General features: G+C 38.8%; 16 protein-coding genes. 9 read left to right on the forward strand and 7 right to left on the reverse strand.

Annotated features, from left to right (window positions below):
* The first annotated feature begins 27 nt into the window (after positions 1-27).
* From NIS_RS04815 to NIS_RS04825, 3 genes are all read left to right on the forward strand, one after another.
* Positions 28-843 carry an aspartoacylase gene (locus NIS_RS04815; protein WP_012082262.1) on the forward strand — a complete coding sequence of 272 codons (816 nt, stop codon included), beginning with the start codon at positions 28-30 and terminating at the stop codon, positions 841-843.
* Positions 844-981: 138 nt separating this feature from the next.
* Positions 982-1,860 (forward strand): protease HtpX, encoded by an 879-nt coding sequence (gene htpX / locus NIS_RS04820; RefSeq protein ID WP_012082263.1) that lies wholly within the window; start codon positions 982-984, stop codon positions 1,858-1,860.
* A 12-nt stretch (positions 1,861-1,872) separates the two neighbouring features.
* Positions 1,873-2,271 carry a hypothetical protein gene (locus NIS_RS04825; RefSeq protein ID WP_012082264.1) on the forward strand — a complete coding sequence of 133 codons (399 nt, stop codon included), beginning with the start codon at positions 1,873-1,875 and terminating at the stop codon, positions 2,269-2,271.
* A 2-nt stretch (positions 2,272-2,273) separates the two neighbouring features.
* On the opposite strand, the gene NIS_RS04830 is transcribed toward NIS_RS04825, so the two are convergent.
* Positions 2,274-3,362 (reverse strand): M20 family metallopeptidase, encoded by a 1,089-nt coding sequence (locus NIS_RS04830; protein ID WP_012082265.1) that lies wholly within the window; start codon positions 3,360-3,362, stop codon positions 2,274-2,276.
* 59 nt (positions 3,363-3,421) lie between these two features.
* On the opposite strand from NIS_RS04830, the gene NIS_RS04835 reads away from it, so the two are divergent.
* From NIS_RS04835 to purL, 5 genes are read left to right on the forward strand one after another with little or no spacing between them, the layout of a single operon-like run.
* On the forward strand, positions 3,422-4,321 hold the full coding sequence (locus NIS_RS04835) for an ATP-grasp domain-containing protein (protein ID WP_012082266.1): 900 nt from the start codon (positions 3,422-3,424) through the stop codon (positions 4,319-4,321).
* Positions 4,314-5,738: a hypothetical protein gene (locus tag NIS_RS04840; protein ID WP_012082267.1), complete on the forward strand. Its 1,425-nt coding sequence runs from the start codon at positions 4,314-4,316 to the stop codon at positions 5,736-5,738. The genes NIS_RS04835 and NIS_RS04840 overlap by 8 nt, the downstream gene beginning before the upstream one ends.
* Complete coding sequence (locus NIS_RS04845; protein WP_012082268.1) at positions 5,728-8,298, forward strand: M14 family metallopeptidase; 2,571 nt, start codon at positions 5,728-5,730, stop codon at positions 8,296-8,298. The genes NIS_RS04840 and NIS_RS04845 overlap by 11 nt, the downstream gene beginning before the upstream one ends.
* A gap of 16 nt (positions 8,299-8,314) precedes the next feature.
* The gene (locus NIS_RS04850; protein ID WP_012082269.1) at positions 8,315-9,139 is read left to right on the forward strand and encodes a hypothetical protein; all 825 of its coding nucleotides are present in this window, start codon (positions 8,315-8,317) and stop codon (positions 9,137-9,139) included.
* Between the two features lie 60 nt (positions 9,140-9,199).
* Positions 9,200-11,407, forward strand: a complete 2,208-nt coding sequence (gene purL / locus NIS_RS04855) for a phosphoribosylformylglycinamidine synthase subunit PurL (RefSeq protein WP_012082270.1) — start codon at positions 9,200-9,202, stop codon at positions 11,405-11,407.
* Positions 11,408-11,434: 27 nt separating this feature from the next.
* Here purL and NIS_RS04860 read toward each other — a convergent pair whose 3' ends face one another.
* Complete coding sequence (locus NIS_RS04860) at positions 11,435-13,249, reverse strand: TIGR00341 family protein (RefSeq protein WP_012082271.1); 1,815 nt, start codon at positions 13,247-13,249, stop codon at positions 11,435-11,437.
* A 39-nt stretch (positions 13,250-13,288) separates the two neighbouring features.
* Between NIS_RS04860 and NIS_RS04865 the strand changes: the two genes are divergently transcribed.
* The gene (locus NIS_RS04865; protein WP_012082272.1) at positions 13,289-14,242 is read left to right on the forward strand and encodes a 6-phosphofructokinase; all 954 of its coding nucleotides are present in this window, start codon (positions 13,289-13,291) and stop codon (positions 14,240-14,242) included.
* Here the strand turns inward: NIS_RS04865 and NIS_RS04870 are convergent.
* The 5 genes from NIS_RS04870 to NIS_RS04885 are packed head-to-tail and all read right to left on the reverse strand — an operon-like array spanning position 14,227 to position 18,126.
* Positions 14,227-15,375 (reverse strand): sensor histidine kinase, encoded by a 1,149-nt coding sequence (locus NIS_RS04870; protein WP_012082273.1) that lies wholly within the window; start codon positions 15,373-15,375, stop codon positions 14,227-14,229. The two genes, NIS_RS04865 and NIS_RS04870, sit on opposite strands and share 16 nt — an antisense overlap.
* Positions 15,356-16,000, reverse strand: a complete 645-nt coding sequence (locus NIS_RS04875) for a response regulator transcription factor (protein ID WP_012082274.1) — start codon at positions 15,998-16,000, stop codon at positions 15,356-15,358. The genes NIS_RS04870 and NIS_RS04875 overlap by 20 nt, the downstream gene beginning before the upstream one ends.
* The gene (locus NIS_RS10465) at positions 15,975-16,430 is read right to left on the reverse strand and encodes an HAD-IC family P-type ATPase (RefSeq protein WP_148164071.1); all 456 of its coding nucleotides are present in this window, start codon (positions 16,428-16,430) and stop codon (positions 15,975-15,977) included. The genes NIS_RS04875 and NIS_RS10465 overlap by 26 nt, the downstream gene beginning before the upstream one ends.
* The gene (locus NIS_RS04880; RefSeq protein WP_148164072.1) at positions 16,427-17,932 is read right to left on the reverse strand and encodes a heavy metal translocating P-type ATPase; all 1,506 of its coding nucleotides are present in this window, start codon (positions 17,930-17,932) and stop codon (positions 16,427-16,429) included. Before NIS_RS04880 ends, NIS_RS10465 begins: the two co-directional genes overlap by 4 nt.
* Positions 17,932-18,126, reverse strand: coding sequence for an SHOCT domain-containing protein (locus NIS_RS04885; RefSeq protein ID WP_012082275.1), 195 nt, complete (start codon positions 18,124-18,126; stop codon positions 17,932-17,934). The genes NIS_RS04880 and NIS_RS04885 overlap by 1 nt, the downstream gene beginning before the upstream one ends.
* Between the last annotated feature and the right edge of the window lie 21 nt (positions 18,127-18,147).

The following is an 18,147-nucleotide window of genomic DNA, read 5'->3' on the forward strand; positions in this document are numbered from 1 at the left end:
GCCTTATGCCTCTTTGAAAGGAGCAAAATGAAAGTTACAATTAGTGGCGGTGTTCATGGAAATGAGCTTACAGGGGTTTATATTGTTAAAAAACTAATGCATGATGACTTTCAAGTTAAAAATCTTCAACTTGATTTTCTCCTAGCCAATCCAAAAGCAATAAAAGAGTGCAGACGCTATGTCGATAAAGATCTTAATAGATCTTTTAGTAAAGATGCATTGCAAAGCGATGAACCAATATATGAGTATGAACGGGCAAAAGTGATTACTCAAAAATTACAAGATTGTGACTTTTTAATAGATCTGCATACCACAACAGCCAATATGGGTATTACTATCGTACTTAGCAACCAGGATAGCTTGAGTGAAAATGTGGCTAAAATCTTGGCAAGTGAATATGAGAATGTCCGAATATTGCAATGGCTCAGTAACGATGAAGGTGCTTTTATCAACTCAATCGTTCCATCTTCCATTACTATAGAAGTTGGTCCTGTGTGTCAAGGAGTGTTGGATGCAAATCTCTATTTCCAAACTCTTAAAGTTGTAAAAAGGGCCATCGATATTTTGGAAAAAGAAGAGGCATTGCAAGAAAAGGTTCAAGCCTTTCGCATATACGATGCAATCGACTTCCCAAGAAAGGATAGGGATTTGAATGGAATGATCCATCCAGAGCTTGCAGGTAAAGACTATCAACTCCTACACCCGGGAGATCCTATTTTTCTGACCTTTGATGAACGAGAAATTTTTTATGAAGGAAAAGAAGCGTACCCCGTTTTTATCAACGAAGCGGCGTATTACGAAAAAGGGATGGCCTTTTGTTTGAGTGAATCGATTTTCCTCTGATATGCTTGACTCTCGCTGAAAATATGGTATATTTAGCTTACCTTATATAAAAATTTGAAGATTCCCGTTAAATGTAGTCTTTTATAGCAATAAAGTATTAATTTTTTACAATTGAAAAAAAATAATGAAGGAGTGTAAATGGGTATCATTCTCTTTTTACTGATGAACCTAGCCGTTATGGCTTCAATATATTTCACTATTTTTCTTCTTGAGCTCTTTTTTGGTATCAGACTCGATCATAATACTATTTCCGGACTTTTGATACTCTCCTTCATCGTAGGATTCAGTGGCGCACTCATATCCCTTTTCCTCTCCAAATGGATGGCAAAGATGCATATGGGTGTCGAGGTAATCGAAGAGCCAAGAAATGAGGCTGAAGCGTGGCTTGTCAACACTGTTGCAAAATTGGCTAAAGAAGCTGGAATCGGAATGCCCGAAGTGGGAATTTTTCAAGGACCCCCAAACGCTTTTGCAACTGGTTGGGATAGAAACAATGCACTAGTAGCAGTATCCACTTCTCTTCTTGAAATGATGAGCCCTGAAGAAGTGGAAGGGGTATTAGCTCACGAAATCAGCCATATCAAACACGGAGATATGATTACCATGACTCTTTTGCAAGGTGTACTCAATACTTTCGTGTTTTTCTTTTCGAGACTCCTTGCAAATATTCTCGCACCAAAAGATGAAGAAGGTAACCCTTCTCCAATTGCTTATATGGCAATCAGTTTTGCTTTAGAGATCGCTTTGACCATTTTTGCGACAATGCTTGCAATGTGGTTTAGCAGATATCGAGAATATAAGGCAGATGAAGGTGCAGTGAGGCTTGATGGACCGAGAGGTATCTATTACGCTTTGGCAAAACTGGGACAGATTCCCAAAGAGCAAGTTGCTCTTCCAAGCGATATGAAAGCCTTTGGAATTGTTGGATTTTTAGATCTTTTCGCTTCGCATCCGCCAATCGAGAAACGACTTGCTCACATCAAAGAGGTGGCTCAAAAAATGGGTTATCAACTCTAATCAAGGATTGTTATGCATCCTATCAGCTTTATCAAACTCCCCTCGGCGGGAGTTGATCAGACGCTTTACATTTCTCTTGTTGTTTTTGTAAGTTTCGTTTTTTTGATTCTTGTTTTGATTCTTATTTACAGATACAAGACAATCCAGGCGCATTATAAACATTTTCATTATGTGCTTCAGCAAAGAGGTCTGGATGACAAGACGATCAAAAAGCTTTTTAAATTCATCAATAAACACAACTATACATTGGAATTACTCTTAAGCAATGAGCAGCTTGTCCACAAGGCTTGCCAAGAGTATGGGCTGGATGAAGAGGAGGTGAAAAAGAAATTAGGGTATGACAGGAAGGCTCTTTTAGAAGAGTATATGAAGAGAATGGAATCGTTGAGAAAAAAATGGAATAGAAAGTAGATTCAGCAAATCTCTTTCATAAATCCTGCAAAGATTTTTGTCGAGAGTTCGACTCTTTCTATAAAACTCTGTTTGTTTGCCCTTTCATGTATCGTATGATCTCCATCCCCATAAGGTCCAAGTCCGTCAAGGACGATAGACCCCGCACTTGCCGCAATGTTTGCATCACTACCTCCCCCTCGATGTTCTTTTTTTATCTTCTTCTGGCTCCATGATTCAATATCTTCTAAAAATTGAAGCTGTTTGTTCGACTCTTCCCATACATCTCGTTGCAGTCCCCCTCTTAGTGCTGAAGTCGTACCTGGAATATAGGCTGTATTGACAATTTCATGTATCTGCTCGAGGACTCTATCACGCTCTTTGGAGGAGGTGAAACGAGTCTCAAAGGTAACGAAAGCATAGGGACTTATTGTATTTGCACCTATGCCGCCTTCGATTTTCCCCACATTGACCGTCGTTCCTTCATTCAAATCACTTAAATGGGAAAGTGCTAAAATCTTGTGAGCGGCTTCTTGATTTGCATCGATTCCTTGTATGTAACAGTTCCCTGCATGAGCGGCTTTGCCCTTGATTTCTATAGTGAAAGTGCCTATTCCCTTTCGTGCCGTGACAACTTCACCATTATTCCCGGCTGCTTCATACACTAAGCAGTAATCATAATTTCGTGCAGTATTATATGTAAGCAACCGAGAGTCATCACTCCCTGTTTCTTCATCGCTCACCAGTAAAATGTCTATATTGAAAATCTCGTTCTGTCTTCGTAATGCTTCTATCATAACCATGAGTCCACCTTTCATATCACAAACACCTGGCCCATATATCCAATCTTCATCCTCTTGAAAAAGTTCAAAATTCCCTGGAGGAAATACTGTATCCATATGACCGTGTAAAAGCAACTTTTTGCCGTTTTTATAGGGTGATTGAAAAAAAAGATGGTCTCCAATATCTTCTCTTTTATGACGTATGGGAGTATAGCCCAGAGCAGTTAGTTTTTCACACAGCAGGTTTCCTACTTGGTCGACCCCCTTTTTATTTTTTGTATAGGAGTTAATCAGTACGAGTTCTTGCAATTCTCTAAAATCGTGCGACATCAATCGTCCTTTAATGATATTTAATGTATTATAGGAAAAAAATCTTAAAGGATGGATGGATGGGGATCGTTGGAATCTGGATGTATCAAAACGGAGGCGGTGATGTAATCGAAGAAAAAATGAGTAGACGACTTGAAGAGATGGGGCATGAAGTTGAAAAAGGGATCAATCTCCGATATGCAGTTGCAGAAAGTGTAAGGATGCTTTTTCAAGATCTCAATCTGTATGACTTGGACTGTTTTTTCAGTTACAATGCTGGCGAACAGACGAAATATCAGGTCTATATGTATGAGACATTAGATAGGCATGTTCCTTGCATCAACAACTTTAAAGGTTTCCGTATAAGTGAAGACAAGTTTCAAACCAATGATTTGTTACGAAAAAATGGTATACGGACTGCAGAATATTTCCTATGTCACAGAGAAGATATTGACACGATACGACAAAAGGTTCTGGAGTGGGGTAAAGCGGTATTTAAAACCGTAGACGGCTGGGGAGGCTTAGGAATGGCACTCGTGGATAGTAAAGATAAACTCGATATGATTCTCCCTTTTTTAAATCAGACAGATTTTCGTTTCTTCTATATAGAAAAGTTCATTGATTATGATGGAAGTGATTATCGTATTGATCTGGTTGATGGAGAGTTTATTGCTTGTTATGGGAGAAAAGCGAAAAAGGGTGATTGGAGAACGAATGTAACAAGTGGAGGTAGCGTGATATTACGAGATTGTGATGAAGAGGTTATTGAAATAGCAAAAAAAGCTGCAAAAGCTATTGATATAGAAATAGCAGGTGTAGATCTTGTTTATGATAGAGAACATGAAGAGTATGTGGTGCTGGAAGTTAATGGTATTCCAGCTTTTGCAACACCTGAACAAGAAAAAATGGGCCTGGATTTCAATGACAAAAAAATAGAAAAAATAGTTCAACTTATAGATAGAAGGATAAAAAATGGCTAGAAAACTTCCCAAAATCGGGCTTTTGTATCTCGATTATGTATTACGTTTTTTTGATAGGAGCAATTTTAGAGGCTGGCCCGATAAAATCGAGACTGTCGTGTATCACTGGAAAGGTGATGAGGAACGATTTATTAATGAGGTAAAAAAGAAAAAAATAGATGTATTAATAGGAAATATTCCTGCTACGGCATATGAAACGTTTCGTAAAATTGCAAGAGAGCTTCCAAATGTTCGTTTCGTTCCGAGTCTCGATGCACAATTTGCTAATAAAAGCAAGGAGAATGTAACTCGATTTTGCTGGAAATACGATATCCCAGTTCCCAAAACCTACATTTTTTATGATAAAGATGAAGGGATGAGGTTTTTAGAAAAAACCGATTACCCTAAAATCATCAAAAGAAGCTACGGACCAAGTAATTATGGCGGATACTATGTGCATAAAGTGGATAGTTTCGAAGAAGCGAAAAACCTTCTTGAAACAAAACAATACTGTCCGATATATATACAGGATTTCGTTCCTATGAGTGCCGATATCAGGGTGATGCTAATCGGTCATAAACCTGTATGTGCTTTTTGGAGGCGGCCACCTGAAGGACACTGGCTTACAAATACAAGCCAAGGGGGAAGCATCGATTATATGAATGTGCCTCAAGGAGTGTTGGATCTGGCTGTGAAGGTAAGCAAAGCGGCAAATGCAGAGTATTGGGCGTGTGATATTGCAGTAGGGAAAGAGGATGGTAAATATCGAATCCTTGAATGCGCTACCGCATTCGCTGCATTTCCTTACATCAGAGATTGGATAGGGCAGTATCTCATGTGGAAACTCAGCAACGGAGCATTCCCAAAGCCAAATATTCCAATTTACAACTGGGAGGAACTTGGTAAAATTGATGGATCACTCCTCAGAACAATGCGTTATATAACATTTGGTAGATACACTCCAAGTTTTGATGGAGCATATTTTCTCAATCGCCAGAAGATGGAAGAAGATGGTGGTGTAAAAGCTTTGTGGGAGCTTGATGAGCGGTATCCGATGCTCAATACCGAAGATAGAGACTATGAAGAGTGGCCAAGTGAACAGTGGGATTTTACAAACAAGTGTAAACATTTTTGGAAAAGGAAGAAGAACGAACAGGAGAAAAGAACGAATGAGGAGGGAGAAGAGCATACATTCCATGAACCACCGGAAGCAGAGCCGGTAAGAATTGAAGAAGAGGAGATTATTCAATTCTTAGAAAAAACATTGGGAAAAAAGAGAGCGAAAAAGATTTTGGATCAGATGGATGCGTTCAATATAGCATATTCACTGGATAATAATCCAGATAGTTTATTAGAACTTAAAGGGATTAAGGATAAAACTCTGCAAAAACTTCTCAAAGCATGGGAAGAGATGAAAAAGGAAATGATTGAAGCATAATTATCTTTCATATCAAGATACGATACAATTTTTAGAGGATATGGTGAAGCGATATCCCCACCTCATCCAAGTGCAAACGATTGGAACGACATGGGAGAATCGCCCGATTATCCTAGCCACCATTAGTCAAAATGTCGAATTTGCCCATCTAAAACCAGCCCTTTTGTATACAGGTACTATTCATGCACGAGAATGGATAGGCAATGAATTGGCGGTTGCCTTTATTCGATATATCTTGACGCATAGTTCATCCAATCCCAAGGTTATGGAAGCATTGGCAAAAAGCACACTTTATATCGTTCCAGTCCTCAATCCCGACGGATTTGAATATTCAAGAACACACTACTCCTTTTGGCGCAAAAACAGACGAAAAAATCCTGATGGAAGCTATGGTGTGGATCTTAATCGTAACTTTAGCGTAGGATGGGTGAAAAGCAGTAACTACTCCTCCAATATTTATGGCGGACCAGCCCCTTTTAGCGAGCCGGAAACGAAAGCCATAAAAGAGTTTGTAAATTCCCATCCCAATATCACGATTGCTTTGGATTACCACTCTCAAGGAAATGTTTTTTTCCCGGCACACAAATTCAATCATGAAGCGGAAATAGATGGTACAGATCTCAATGTCCTTTGTGCAAATATGAACTATGAGATTTTTAAAGTGACCGGGAGAAAGTATGGTATCCATAGAGGAAAGCCTCCTACAAAACTGATCAGTGGAAGTGGTAGGGAATACTACTATTCCAAAGGTATCTTAGCCAGTGTCGTTGAGGTGGGTACGAAAAATATACCAGACTATTTACAAAATATGAGCGAATCAATCAATGAAAACATCCCTGCACTTTTATATGCTCTTACAGAAGCCTCCAATTATGCTCCATTGCATCCACCGAGGGTAGAGTTTTTTACTATCAAGGAAAGCAGCAGCAATGCTGTGACTCTCCAATGGGAATATGACATAGAAGCAAACACAGGAGTCTATTTTGAAATATACAGAAACGAACAGCACAAAGAGGCGTGTCGTGAACCTTCACTCATAGGGACAACCACACAGTTGGAGTTTACAGATAGCGATAGAGAGAGTGGAAAACTCTATTTTTACTATATCCGACCGGTCAATCTATTATCTAAACAAAAAGGTCCATTCGCTCCACAAGTAAAGGTGATGACGACACTTGAAAGAGATGAATTTTTTAGAAATCTCTTTCCTGCACCGAAAGATATTGGGTATGTCGCGCAAAAATCCAATAAAAATGCCGATCATTTTGGTAAAAACTCTTTGTTTGTCGGAGTCAATGAAACGTTGGGTATCAGTTATGGGGTCATCCGATTCAAACTGGACTCTGTATCGCTTCAAGCTTTGATCAAAGAGGCCAAGATTAGTCTATATCCATTAAACCGTGTCAATGTAAAAATAGAAAAATATGGAGAGTGGTCCATATCGATTATAGAAAACGTCGATGACATTACCGATTTTGATCAAATTCATAACGCAAAGGTGATTCAAACTTTGGGAGAGACGATCCCCTCCCAACAATTGACACAAGGTATCTGGAAAACATGGAGTTTTAATAGTTATGAGAGGGAACTTTTGCAAGAGGCTATTAAAAAAGGAGAGGTTCTGTTTCGTATTCAAGGACCTACGAAGCTTCCTTTGGGGAGCGATTCTCAAATGATGATGTTCGACATCGGATATGGCCCTTTTGGAGGAGGGATTCATTATAGACCACATCTTGATTTCAAATACACGTTGCCGCCAGTGAAGCTAGAAATTGACCCAAACAAATTAGCCACCATTAGTTCTGACGGTGTAACGCTAGATACACTGAGTTGCGGGTTTGACGATAATGGAAAAGTGGTCTATGGATTTATGGAATTCGATCTAGCAAGTTTGCCAGAAGCCGATACCACAGTGATCACAAATGCTTTCATCAAAATACACAACAAACCGATAAAACCAAGCGGTGAGGATATCCGATATCTTATCGAGTTGGTGGACTTGGAAGAGCTCGATTATGAAAAAATAGAGAAAAGAGAGTCTTTAGGTTTTATCGATTACGAGGTGAGTGAAACGGAACTTGCCAAGAAAGATACCCATCTTTTCTTGTTTGACACATCAAGCAAGATAGAGCTTGAAAATGCACATGCCCAAAATAGAAAAGTTGGATTCATAATCAGACCAACAAAAGCATCACAAACAAAGCACCATATTATAGATTGGTATGATAAAAAGAGCCAAAATGAGGTAAAACTTGATATAGAATATATAAAAAGAAGAAAAAAACCTGTTGGGGGTGTAAAAAATTTGCGTGCTAAAGTCGAGAAGGGTATGGTAAAACTCACTTGGGAAAATCCGACGGATGAGGATTTTGTTGGGGCATATGTAGTGAGAAATAGATTTCATCCACCAAGAAACCCGCATGACGGTGTAAAACTTTATGCCGGAAAAGACAATTATACATATGACAACTTTGGTAATACAAAAATAGAAAAATATTATGCCGTTTTTACTTATGACAATGTTCCAAACTACAGCGAACCTGTTATCTTACATTATTAATCATAAAAGGAGAATCATGAAAAAAACAGTTTTGGGTTTCATGGCTGCCAGCTCTTTGTTTGCGGGAAGCTTTGAATATGGACAAGGAGATTTCAAAATCAAATATAAACTATACAACCAACAGGCTTCTGTATCTACAGATATAAAAACCTATTCTTTGGTAGAACAACATAAGAATATTTTCGAGTCCACCTACTACTACAAATATAACATTAGTTGGATGAAACTGGATCGTTTTACCACGCCTCAACAAAATATCAGACCCCCGTTCCCGACTATAGATATGCCATCCATTTCCCATGAATTGGAAGGATTAGATGCTTCTATTGGTATCGGTAAAGATCTCTATCATCACTCAGAACATGATTATATCGGTTTTGGAGTCGATGTTGGCCTCTCTGTCCCATATAGTGATTCTAATCAAAACAGTAATGGAAGTTTCGATCTCAAAGACTTCAAGATTGATATAACAACGTATAAAATAGGACCTCATATTACTTTTTCCAAATCTTTTCACGAAGTATTGAGCATCTATGGCTCAGTAAATTACTGCTATCAGACGTTTCGTTTCAAAAGTGATGTCTTGACTTCATCGGTCGACGTAGATGGATACTCTTATGGTGTGGATTTGGGTCTTCGTTTCGATCTTTTGCACAAAAATTACGAGACTAAACTGTTGACTATTAAACCTAGATTTTTTGGCGTATTGGGATATCGCTATCAAAAATGGGACGTCGACGACATAACTGTCAAACTCTTGACATTTTCAGAACCTTTGCAATTTGAAGATATGAATTTTAGAAGCAGTTATTTTTATGGCGGTATTGGATACTCCTTCTGATTTACCTAATTCAAAAATAAATTTGGATAAAATCATAAGAAAAATGATTAAGGGAAGTAGATGGAAAATATTGAGGAGATACTCAAAGCCCATAAATTGACGATGGAAGATTATGAACACATAAAAAAGATTTTGGGTCGAGAGCCAAACCTAGTTGAAATAGGTATCTTTAGTGCCATGTGGAGTGAACACTGCTCCTACAAATCTTCGAAAAAATATCTCAAAGGTTTCCCTACCGAAGCGCCTTGGGTGATTCAAGGACCTGGAGAAAATGCCGGTGTCATCGATATAGGCGATGGTATGGCTGCAGTTTTTAAGATGGAGAGCCATAACCATCCAAGTTTTATCGAACCCTATCAAGGAGCTGCGACTGGTGTTGGTGGGATTTTGCGAGATGTTTTTACGATGGGTGCCCGTCCAGTAGCAAACCTTAACGCTCTTCGATTTGGTGATGTGAAAAGAGAGGATGAAGTTGGGGCGCATCAAAGATATCTTGTTCGAGGTGTTGTAGCTGGTATCGGTGGTTATGGCAACTGTGTGGGTGTTCCAACAATCGGTGGAGAAGTAAGTTTTGATGAGTGTTACAACGGCAACATTTTAGTCAATGCCTTTAGTCTTGGAATTTGTAAAAAAGATGAGATTTTTTACGGAAGAGCCGAAGGTGTTGGAAACCCTGTTATCTATGTTGGAAGCAAAACGGGACGTGACGGTCTTGGTGGTGCTGTTATGAGTAGCGATAGTTTTACAGAAGAGACAAAAAAGCTAAGACCTACTGTACAAGTCGGCGATCCTTTTACGGAAAAACTGTTACTTGAAGCTTGTTTAGAACTTTTCAAAACGGATTATGTCGTTGGTATCCAGGATATGGGTGCCGCGGGGCTTACTTCAAGCAGCTTTGAGATGGCAGGGCGTGCTGGAAGTGGAATGAAAATGTACCTTGACAAAGTGCCGATGCGAGAAGAGGGGATGACGCCTTATGAGCTTATGCTCTCAGAATCGCAAGAGAGAATGCTTATATGTGCAAAAAAAGGTACTGAAGAAAAAGTTTTGGAAATTTTCAGGAAATGGGATCTGGATGCTGAAATCATTGGAGAAGTAACCGATACGGGTGTAATGGAACTCTACTGGCATGGTGAGAAAGTTGCAGAGGTACCGGTAGCACCAGTAAGTGAAGAAGCACCAGAATTGGACCGTCCAACGAAAAGACCAGAATATCTCGCCTATATCAAAGAGACAAGTATCGATACTGTACCTCACGTAGAAGACCAGGAAGCTTTTGAGAAACTATTGGGAAGTCTTGAAGTGGTCAACAAAGCTTGGGTATATGAACAGTATGACTCTATGGTGCAAACCAATACTGTCAAACATCCAGGAACCCTCGATGCAAGTGTGATCCGTGTCAAAGAGAATGGCAAAGCGATTGCCATGAGCAGCAAATGTAATCCAAGATACTGCTATATCGATCCAAAAGGTGGAGCCGCGGCTGCAGTGATGGCGGCTGGGCGCAATGTAGCGATGAGTGGGGCGAGACCATTGGCTATCACGGACTGTCTCAACTACGGGAATCCTGAAAACCCAGAAGTGATGTGGCAGTTCGCCCAAGGAACGGAAGGAATCAAAGAGGCGTGTAGAGCGCTTAATACTCCAGTTGTCAGTGGAAACGTATCACTTTATAACGAAACAAACGGTGTAAGTGTCTATCCTACTCCAACTATAGCCATGGTAGGTCTCAATGATGATGCAAACAAGGTTGTGCCTTCATATTTTCAAGAGACAAACGATGTTGTGTATATCATAGGGGATACGGAAAAAGAGTTCGGTGGAAGTTTGTACTTAAAAGAGCTTTTTGGAAAAGTGGCGGGAGAACTACCAAAAATAGATTATGAAAAAGAGCTCAGACTTTGGAACTTTGTGATAGAAGCCAATAATCGAGGACTCCTGAAAGCTGCCAAAGATGTAGGAGTAGGAGGCATCGCTATCGCGTTAGCCAAGATGGCTGCGTTGGGCAATAAAGGATTTTTGGGCAATTTTTGTTTCGAAGATAGTAGAGAAATTTTCAGCGAAACATTCAGTAGAGCGCTTGTAGAGATCGATCCAAAAAACATGCACGCTCTTGAAGAGCTTGCAAATGAGATCGGTATCCATGCTACTCCTCTTGGAACAGTAGGTGGCAACAGATTCCAGCTCTGTGATATCGATATGGAGATGGAAAAACTCAAAGATATATACTTCAATACATTTAAAAGGGAGATCGAAAGGGATCTCTAAAAAGATGCCGGCTTGGCCGGCAAGACTTCATAACACTTGTTTGAATGAAACGATGAGTTTTTCTTCGGGAAATTTTTTCTTGATCTGATGCAGAATAGTTTCTTTTTCCTTTGTCTTCAATTCTTTACTACTCAAAACCGATATAAAAAGAGTTGCCCCATTTTTATGATATTGAATAGTATCGAGTTGCAATGAGACATCTTTGAATTTTAAATATTTAATCTGCTCATAAATTATTTCTTCTTTGAGGACCGTCTGCGTAGCGACATAGAGGGGAATAAAGATTGATGTTAAAAGCAAAACTTTGATTATGAGTGCAGCCGAAGCGTATCTTTTGGATGCGTAGCCTAGAAGATAGAACATTATCCCCGCTGCAAATACGATACCGATAATATTTGCAAGATAAAGTAAAAATGCTTTATAAAATATATCCAAATTTCCCCATCCAAGACCAATACCAGCAACACACAGTGGTGGTACGAGTGCTACGGCTATGGCGACGCCAGCCAAACTCTCTCCAACTTTGGAATTTGCATATCCATATGCTGCAGCTAGGCCAGCCAAAATGGCTACGCCAAGATCGAGAAGAGTAGGGTTCGTTCGAATAGACATCTGTTGCGTCATATGCTCTATAGGAAAGAGGCTTGTAAAGCCTAAAGCAAGTAGAAGAGCCAAAAGTGTGGAAATAGATACTGTTTTGAAACTGTTTTTCACAAGCGTTTCATCAAAACGAATAATTCCCATAGCCAGAGAGATGACTGGAGCCATAAGAGGAGCTAAGATCATCGCCCCTATGATTGTTGGTGAAGAGTTTTGGAAGAGGCCAAAAGTTGCCATCAAAACACTAATTAGAAGCAAAACAGTATATTCTATACTGATTTTTACATTCTCTCTGATTTTTTTAAAAAGATCTGCGAAAGCCTCTTCTGGGGATATCGGCAGAAAAGGTAATGTTCTTTTGGTATAAAAATTGATAAATTCTTCGTCTTTTGGAAGACGATCGAGTCTTATAGTCTCTTTCTCCACTTTGGGACATGGTTTTGTCCCTGAGACAATTTGAAGATTTGTAGGGACGCTTTTGATTATTACTCTATCGAAGATTACTGGAGCTTCATTGTCACAAATAAGTGTCATCTCTTTGTCTGTCACTAGCGTAATTGTTTCTGTTATTATAGTTCCTATTCCTTTCGGAAGATATTTTTGATCTTTTTTTACAAGAAAATAGCGTAATTTAATAGCCTCGATGATACTTGTAGGTGCATAGAGAATGGCAGCAACTTTTTTACATCCGGCTTGGATATTGGTAAAAAATGTTTCTCTTTTTTCTTTGAGATAATTTCCATTGCCGGCTTCGATCAATAGCGATGCGGTGACGATTTTTTGAGACTTTAGTTCTATATTTGTTTTAAAGAGTCTGATATTGTAGAAGTTCTTTAAAAATGCGAGGAAAAGATTTCCACTTGTTATCCATTCTCTATCTCCTATGAGGGCTGACGAAAAGAGAAGCTTCTCGTTGCAGTATGTAAAATAGTGCCGTTTCGTAGTAAATGAGAATAACTCTTCAAAAGACGAGGGAAGATCGAAACACTTTTGTGCTAATGGATTGGAGCCATGAGGGATGATATAGAGAGTGAAATTCTTTGCTTTGGCATGATGGAGCCAAGATTTGATATCGTCATCTTTTGCAAAAAGAAAAATTGTTGAGGATGAAGGATAATCGACGATTTTCTCGTGAAACACTTTTTTTATTGGATGTTTATGGAGATGCTCATATATAAGGAGCGAATACTGCTTTATAATGTGTGGTTCAATGTTTTTATCGTACAATAAATAGCAATGCATATGTCTTCTTTGTATTCATTATATAAAAAAGGTTTTTAAATGAAAATAGCGATAATGGGAAGTGGTGGTGATGCTCCTGGGATGAATCCCGCGATAAAAAGGTTCGTGGAAGTTGCATATGAAATGGGACATGAGCCCTATTTTATTTTTGATGGTCTTGAAGGATTCATCGATGGAAAGATAAAAAAAGCTTACTATGAAGATGTTGCAGGTATTATCCATAGAGGAGGGGCAATTATTGGATCTTCGAGATCCAAAAGATGGTATGAAAAAGAGTACAGGAAAAAAGCGTACGAAAATCTCAAAGAGTATGGTATCGATGCAATCATTGTGATGGGAGGAGATGGGAGTTTTCGAGCTTTAGAGGTTTTTAAAAATGAATTTTCTATCAATTTTGCAGGCATTCCAACCACTATAGACAATGATATATTTGGAACGGATCTGTGTCTTGGAGTTGATACCGCTTTTAATGTCATACGAGACGCGATCGATAAGATTAGAGACACAGCTTCCACTTTTGCCCGAGCTTTTGTTATTGAAACGATGGGCAGAGAGTGTGGATACCTTGCAGCCGTGAGTGCCATTACAAGTGGAGCGGAGGTATGCGTTATACCAGAAGTTGATTTCAATAAACCTCTTGCAACGAAAATCTTAAAAAAAGAGCTCAAAGAGGGAAGACGATATATACTTTCTATAGTTGCAGAAGGAACGAAAAGAACATCCGAAATCGCACAATGGCTGGAAAACGATATAGGTATGGAGACAAGAGTTACCATTTTGGGTCATATCCAACGAGGCGGTAATCCGACTGTACAGGATAGATTGCTGGGTTTTGGTTTTACTTTAAAAGCGCTGGAGACATTGAATGCAGGTGATGAAGGAAAAATTGTGGTATATAGAGATGGAGAATTTGGAGTTGAGAGTTTAGAAGATGCTCTCAAACCTTATACGATCGATCCACAAATTCTTTCTATGCTTCATTTTCTGGATTGATTAAAAACGACAGTAAACGTCGTTTTTTCCTCGTTTGATTCGACACTGATCGAAAATTTATATTTTTGACAGATACGCTGTACTATGTGCAGTCCAATTCCATATCCTCCTTGGTCGCTTTCTGCTCTCTGATAGCGCTCAAAAATTGTTTTAAGCTTTTCGTTTGGGATCGGTTTTGACCTATTGATAATACTCAAGCGACACTTATGAAGAACTATTTTGATTTCAGAGTTTTTAAATGCGTACTTTATCGCATTATCTATAAGGTTTTTTATGAGGAGTCTTATTTCATCTGGGTCAGCTTCAATGATACATGGTTCAATCTCTAGTGAAAAGCTTAGACCTTTTTGATCGATCAAAACATCAAAAAAACGGAGAATATCTTCAATGATGGATGCTGTATCGATCGGCTGAAGATGATTTTTTCTTTTTTTTGCAAGTGTTGCATAGGTTAAGTCTTGATGAATACTGCTTAAGAGTCTCGCACTCATAATGATAATATCCAGATATTTGGGATTGTTTGTTTTTTTGAGTTTTTGGGTAGCCAAAAGAAGCGTTGTGACTGGAGTGTTGAGTTCATGAGTGCTATCTTTTATAAATCTGTCAAGGTTTTCAAGATTTTCTCGCATGGGTTGAAGGAAGAGTCTTCCAAGATACCAACCAATGCCAAGGAAAAAAAGAAAATAGAGCAGACTCAACAATACAATATTTTTTAGTATTTTTTGGTATTTCGCACTTATACCACACTCTTTGACGATGATATACTCTATGCCAAGATGTCCCTTGGCACTTTTATCTATATAATAGATGCAATCATCATTTTGATATATAGAGTGTTCAAGTGGTATCTCCTCTTTAAAATCTCCATTGATAAATTTCTTATTTTTGTCCAGTAATAAAAAATCGATATTTTGAGGGATTGTAAAAGTTTTCCCTTGCATTTGTGCATCGATAGCATTTGAAGCTATTGTAAAAGCTTCTCTTTGTAGTTTTGTGACAATTTTATCTTTTAAAGACTCTTTCTTTATATTGTATTGTAGATAAGCAAAAGAGATAATAACTAGACCTACGGCAATGATATAGATTAAAAAAAATCGAAAAAGTGCTTTTCGTTCAGAGCGGCTCAAACTCATAGCCGCTTCCTCGAATCGTTTTTATATTTGGAAAAATTTTACGCAACGTTTTGATGTAGCTTCGAATAGTCGCTTCGCTGGGAACATCATCGAAGTCCCAAATGTTTTGGATGAGATCCTCTTTCGTGACTACTCTATGTGTATAGAGATAGTGTAGGATTTCACTTGCTTTTGGGGTGAGCTGAATCGTTTCGCCATCTTTGTCGTTGACTAGAAGATGTCTTACAGGATCGAAGAGAAAATCACCGATCTTTATCTTTTCTTCCAAGCCATAAATACGTTTTACATGTTCGATTCTAGCATCGAGTTCTTCAAATTCGAAAGGCTTTTTGATGTAATCATCACAACCAAGATCAAAACCTTTTTTGACATCCGATGAGCTGTCGTTTGAGGTGATGAAAATGACTGGTGTCGTATTACGATCCTTTCGTAAAATTTTGAGCAGCTCATCGCCTTTGAGTCCAGGGACATTGATGTCAAGGAGTGCTAGGTCTACTCTGTTTTCATACAGATACTCCAAAGCATCCTCACCATTGTCAAAAATGACAGTTTCATAATTTTCACTCAGGTGTTCGACCATTAACTCTCTAAGCAGAGTATCATCTTCCAAAAGCAGTATTTTCATCGAATCGAAACCTTTTTAAAAATTGGGCATTGATTGCGACTATGACAGTACTTAAAGACATCATCAAAGCACCAATCTCAGGTGTTATAGCAACACCTACGCCTCTTGCAACACCGGCTGCCAAAGGGATTGCAAATATGTTATACCCGCTTGCCCACCATAAATTTTGAACAATTTTGGAATATGTCGTATAAGAGAGTGCGATTGCCTTTGCTATGTCAAATATCGAGTTCTTTGTCAAAATGATATCCGCACTTTGAGCGGCAATATCGGTCCCAGCACCTATGGCAATCCCGACGTTTGCGCTCAGTAAAGAAGGAGCATCATTGATCCCATCGCCGACCATGGCAACCCTCTTTCCACTCTTTTTCAATTGTTCTATTATAGCTACTTTTTGATCTGGTAGCAGATGAGCAAAATATCGTTTCATCTGGAGTTCATCTGCAACAGTTTTGCCGTTATTTCGTTATCTCCTGTGAGCATGACTGTTTCTATGTGCATTGAATGTAAAAGTGCAATAGCTTTTTTCGTTTCCGTACGAATTGTATCCATTAAAAGGATATATCCTAGAATCTCTTTTCCCACACCCACCCATACTTTAGTCCCGACCTCATCTCTGTTTTGTTTTGGAAGCTCAAATCCTTGGTCAATCAAAGCTGTATCGTTTCCTATGACAACTTTTACTCCTTCAATGAGACCCATTGCTCCTTTTCCAGGAATTATTTTAAATCTATCTACCGATAAAAGTGGCAGTTTGGCTTTTTTGGCCTCTTCTACAATTGCTTTTGCGATGGAATGCTCAGAGAGTTTTTCCAAAGAGGCGGCAAAACCAAGAAGTTTTTTGGGATCATTTGAAACGATATTTTTGACTTTTAATTTTCCCTCCGTTAATGTACCGGTTTTATCGAAACATATCGTGTCTATTTTTCTTAAATTTTCGAAGGCTTCCCGGTTGCGTATCAAAATACCAAAATGAGCCGCCTTTGTTGTTGATATCGCTGCTACAAGAGGTACTGCAAGACCCAGTGCATGGGGACAGGCAATGATGAGAACGGTAACACTCATTAACAGTGCTTCATTGGCACCGAGTATCGGCATCCAATATATAAAAGTCGATCCTCCTGCAAAAAGAGCAATAAAAAAGAGCCATTTTGCTGCTTTGTTTGCAGTATCTTGCAGCTTGGATCGACTCATTTGTGCTTCTTTTACTAGATTGATAACTTGGTATAAGTAGCTCTCGCCACCTGGTTTTTGGACAATGATTTTGAGACTGCTATCAAGATTTGTACTGCCCATATAGACACTATCGTTTTTTCGTTTTGAGACAGGCTTGGATTCTCCGCTTAAAAAGGATTCATTCACGAGTGCCTCGCCTTCTAAAACAGTTCCATCAATAGGAATCTTTTCGCCCGGTTTTACAAGAATGATATCTCCTGGGTTTAGCTGCTCGATACTGATATCTTTCATTTTGTTATCCTGTACCAGATGTGCATTTTTGGGAATCAACTGTACAAGACTTTGCAGTGCCTGTGAAGCACCTGCAACACTCTTCGATTCCATATAGTGTCCAATGAGCATGATATCGATCAGTGTCGCCAACTCCCAGAAAAACTCTTTTGCGTTTTCAAGAAAAAGAGCATATGTAGAGTAGATGTACGCTACGCTTATAGCCATAGCTATAAGGGTCATCATTCCAGGATTTTTTTGTTTTATTTCATGGAGTGATCCCAAAAGAAATGGTTTGCCTCCATAAAAATAGATGATAGAACTTAGGATAAAAATTATCTGTTTTCTAAATGGAATATCCAATCTAAAGCCAAACCAGTCCCAAATCATTGGTGAGAGCAGAAGTACCGGTATTGTTAGAATTAGCGATACGATAAAACGTTTTTTATAATCTTCGAGGTGATGGGTATGGTTACTATGTTGCATCAGTTATCCTTTAAAGTTTTCAGTGCCTCTTCATACTCCTCTTTGCTAATTTCTCCTTTTGCAAAACGCTCATCAAGAATCGATTTTGGATCTTTCTTGTCAGAGTTTCTCGTGACAAAGTACAGAACAATAGCAAGCAGTATCACAATATAAATCCATCCAAATCCCATGAAATGACCTTGCATCCAATACATATTGACTCCTTTTTTTCTTAT

The sequence above is a fragment of the Nitratiruptor sp. SB155-2 genome (assembly GCF_000010325.1).
Lineage (GTDB): Bacteria > Campylobacterota > Campylobacteria > Campylobacterales > Nitratiruptoraceae > Nitratiruptor.